The sequence below is a fragment of the Micromonospora yasonensis genome (genome assembly GCF_026013475.1).
In the GTDB taxonomy this organism is placed as follows: Bacteria; Actinomycetota; Actinomycetes; order Mycobacteriales; family Micromonosporaceae; genus Micromonospora; species Micromonospora yasonensis.
Genome location: NZ_JAPDPH010000383.1, coordinates 1 through 3,487 on the forward strand (window position 1 = coordinate 1; position 3,487 = coordinate 3,487).

The 3,487-nt window shown below is 73.8% G+C and carries 4 protein-coding genes; 3 read left to right on the forward strand and 1 reads right to left on the reverse strand.

The window, feature by feature from the left end; genetic code table 11:
• Window positions 1–38 precede the first annotated feature (38 nt).
• The gene (locus ONA70_RS35360) at window positions 39–1,406 is read right to left on the reverse strand and encodes an alpha/beta hydrolase family protein (protein WP_265010829.1); all 1,368 of its coding nucleotides are present in this window, start codon (window positions 1,404–1,406) and stop codon (window positions 39–41) included.
• Between the two features lie 203 nt (window positions 1,407–1,609).
• Here ONA70_RS35360 and ONA70_RS35365 point away from each other — a divergent pair, with 203 nt between their 5' ends.
• The 3 genes from ONA70_RS35365 to ONA70_RS35375 form a co-directional block, all read left to right on the forward strand.
• Window positions 1,610–1,918, forward strand: a complete 309-nt coding sequence (locus ONA70_RS35365) for a pyrophosphohydrolase domain-containing protein (RefSeq protein WP_265010830.1) — start codon at window positions 1,610–1,612, stop codon at window positions 1,916–1,918.
• A gap of 50 nt (window positions 1,919–1,968) precedes the next feature.
• Window positions 1,969–2,940: a pirin family protein gene (locus tag ONA70_RS35370; RefSeq protein ID WP_265010831.1), complete on the forward strand. Its 972-nt coding sequence runs from the start codon at window positions 1,969–1,971 to the stop codon at window positions 2,938–2,940.
• Between the two features lie 31 nt (window positions 2,941–2,971).
• Window positions 2,972–3,487 (forward strand): hypothetical protein (locus ONA70_RS35375; RefSeq protein WP_265010832.1); only part of this gene is annotated, 516 nt, incomplete at its 3' end.

A 3,487-nucleotide genomic window follows, 5' to 3' on the forward strand; every position in this document is an offset into this window, starting at 1 on the left:
CGCGTCCAGCAAAGGTGAGAGAACACCCCGAGGCAAGATCAGCAGGGTGCGTACAACCGGCGGGTTCCCGACCCGGCAGCCCACGCGGCGGGATCGCTGAACCGGCAGCCGAAGTCCGGCGCCGCCACCGCCTCCGGCTCGGTGACCGCGTCACCGGCCGGGCGCTGGCCGGTGCGTACCCAGGAGACCAGGTCGTCCCAGGCGGCGCCGGCCTCGGCGGGGCTGAACTCGCAGTGCTGCGCGGCCCGGATCGCCCGCTGGACCACCAGCCGGCTGCGGCCGTGCCACGCCGCGTCCCGGGCGTACGCCTGCTCCATGGCGAACGGCACGAACATGTCGCCGAGGTCGTGCAGGGTGAGTACCGGCACGGTGGGGCGGCCGCTGATCCGCGGCACCTCGGTCAGCGTCGGCGACACCCGCTGCCACGGGCTCTCCGGGGCGACCCGCTGCACCGTGGCGTTGACGTCCACCGGGCTGTTCGGGGCGTACCGGGTGAGCAGGTTGGTGGCGAGCTGGCCGGGGCGCTGGGCGGGGGAGTCGCCGCCGTTCGTGGTGGCGATGCTGAAGAGGAAGTCCTTCCACACGGCGAAGGCGGCGGTCGCGCCGGGGCGTGCCCCGCCGGACCGGTTGACGGTGATGGCCCGCAGTTGCTTGCCGAGGTCATTGGTGGTGTCCGGGCCGCCCGGCTTGAGGCCGGCCAGCCCGAGCGCCAGCTGGATCCGCGGCACCGCGTTGGCGAGGTAGTCGTCCGGTGTCGGGTAGGCGTGCACCCCGGCGAGGGCCTGCGCGACGAGGTTGTAGTCCAGGAAGAAGTCGAACAGGGCCTGGTCGCCGAGCACCCCGCACATCGGCAGCGCCCCGTCGTAGTAGCTCGGGTACTGCTCCAGCGAGCGGCCGATGACGTGCCCGCCCATCGACACGCCGGCGATGAGCACCCGCTTCGGCTTGCGTACCGTGTCGGCGAAGAAGTCGGCCAGCTCCCGGGTGCCGAGCACGCCCGAGCGGATGTCGTACCCGTTGCGGTCGTACGAGGACGCCGCCCAGGCGTACCCCTGTTCCAGCATTCGCTGGCGCAGCCCGAACCCCGGCGGCTCGGGGGAGAGCACGCCGCCCTGGCCACGGTAGCCGTGGGCCCACATCACGAGGTCGCCGTTCCACCCGGCGGGGATCTCGATGATGAAGCCGGCGTGCTCGTGCACGCCCTGACGGACGGTGGTGGTGGCGCCGCCGACGACCAGCGGCGCCAGCGGCGGGTTGCTGATGGTGTAGCCGGGCAGCGGCTGGCTGCCGTCGTCGTCACGGTCGGCGGCGAGGGCGGGCGCGGCCCCGGCCAGCCCGATCGTGACGGTGAGGGCCGCGCCGACGGCGAGCAGCCGGCGGGTCAGGCGGGTGGTTGAGGTCAGCATCGTTGCTCCCCCGGGGGACGGACGCCGCCCCGGGCGGGGCGACCAGGCGGGACGGATGCCTACCGGCCGGTAGCGCCCTGAACCTAGGCCCGCCTGAGACCACTGTCAATGTCGCTTGACCGAACGGTCAGTCATCCCCGCCAGGCCCGCCCACTGTGGCCGGTCAGATCCGGGCCGGGCGCGAGCACAGGCACACTGGTCGGGTGGACGAGACGATCTGGGACGTGGCCCGGGCCTCCCGGCGCTGGCTGGACGCCGCCAACGGCTCCGGCGACACCGAGCTGACCTGCCGCATCCTCAAGCTCGCCGAAGAGGCGGGAGAGGCGGCCGCCGCCTGGATCGGGGTGCTCGGTCAGAATCCGCGCAAGGGGGTGACCCACACCCGCGAGGACGTCGCGGCGGAACTGGCGGACGTGGTGTTCACGGCGCTCGTGGCGATCGAGAGCCTGGGGCTGGACGCGCGGACCGTGGTGTCCGGCTGTGCCGCGAAGGTGCAGTCCCGGCTGGGTTGACCGGCGGCGTCTCCGCATCCGCCGCCCAGAGCCGAGCGTAGAGTCGAGCGGTGGACCGTACCGAATCGCTGCCCGCGCAGACCCTCCCGCCCGGTGCCGCCCCCGCCGAGCAGACCAGCGTGCTCCTGCCCGGCCACGACGTGCCGCTCGGTCGCTACACCACGGTGCGGCGGCTGCTCCCGCAGCGGCAGCGGCGGATGGTCGGGGCGTGGTGCTTCGTCGACCACTTCGGACCGGACGACGTCGCCGAGCGGCCCGGCATGGAGGTGCCGCCGCACCCGCACACCGGGCTGCAGACGGTCACCTGGCTGCTCGACGGGGAGATCCTGCACCGGGACAGCCTGGGCAACGTCCAGCCGATCCGGCCCGGACAGCTCAACGTGATGACCTCCGGCCACGGCATCGCCCACTCGGAACGGTCGCCGGCGGTGCACCCGCCGGTGATGCACGGCGTACAGCTGTGGGTGGCGCTGCCCGACCCGGCGCGCGCCGGGGCGGCGGACTTCGCCCACCACGCGACGCTGCCCCGATGGCACGACGGCGACCTGGACGTCACTCTGCTGGTCGGCGAGATGGGCGGGGAGCGCTCCCCGGCGGTGGTGCACACCCCGCTGGTCGGGGCGCAGGTCGAGGTCCACGGCCCGGCGCCGGCCACGCTGCCACTGCACCGCGACTTCGAGTACGGGCTGCTGGCGATGTCCGGCGCCGCCGAGGTGGACGGGGTGACGCTGGAGGTCGGCGCGCTGCTCTACCTGGGCGCGGGCCGGGACGCCCTGAGCGTGCGGGCCACCCCGGGCAGCCGGCTGCTGCTGCTCGGCGGCACGCCGTTCGAGGAGCCGCTGGTGATGTGGTGGAACTTCGTCGGCCGGTCGCACGAGGAGATCGCCGCGGCCCGGGAGGACTGGATGGCGGGACGGCGGTTCGGCACGGTCGCCGACGACTCGGCGCCGCCGTTGCCGGCCCCGGCACTGCCCACCACCCGGCTGAAGGCGCGCGACCGGCGGGGCGGCGTCCTGGGCTGAATGCCCGGCCCGGGCACGGGTAGACGTGGGTATGCCGACAACTGCGATTTCCAGCATCGAGGACAAGAAGCGGCTGGTCCGCCGGCTCGCCGGGGAGCGCGGCTTCGCCGAACAGTACGGATTCCGGGTCACCAACAATCCGTCCCAGCTGTTCCAGGTGCTCTACCTGTCCGTTCTGCTCGCCCGCCGGGGTGACTTCCGTAAGGCGATCAACACCGCGCTGGCGTTGCGGGACGCCGGCTGGGACAGTGCTGCCCGGATGGCCCGCGCACTGCACGAGGACCGGGTACGCGTGCTGCGTGCGGCGGGGCAGCGCGGCGAGTTGGACGCGCTCGCGAGCACGCTGGGCGACCTGGCCCGGACGCTCGTCGACCGTTACCGGGGCGACCTGCGCCGGCTCCGGACGGAGGCGCACCAGGATCCGGCCCGGGAGCGGCGATTGCTCATCGCCCTGCCCGGTGTGGACGACGAGGTGGCCGACCTGTTCCTGCGCGAGGCGCAGGCGGTGTGGCGGGAGGTGGCGCCGGTGGCGGACCGGCGCCACCGG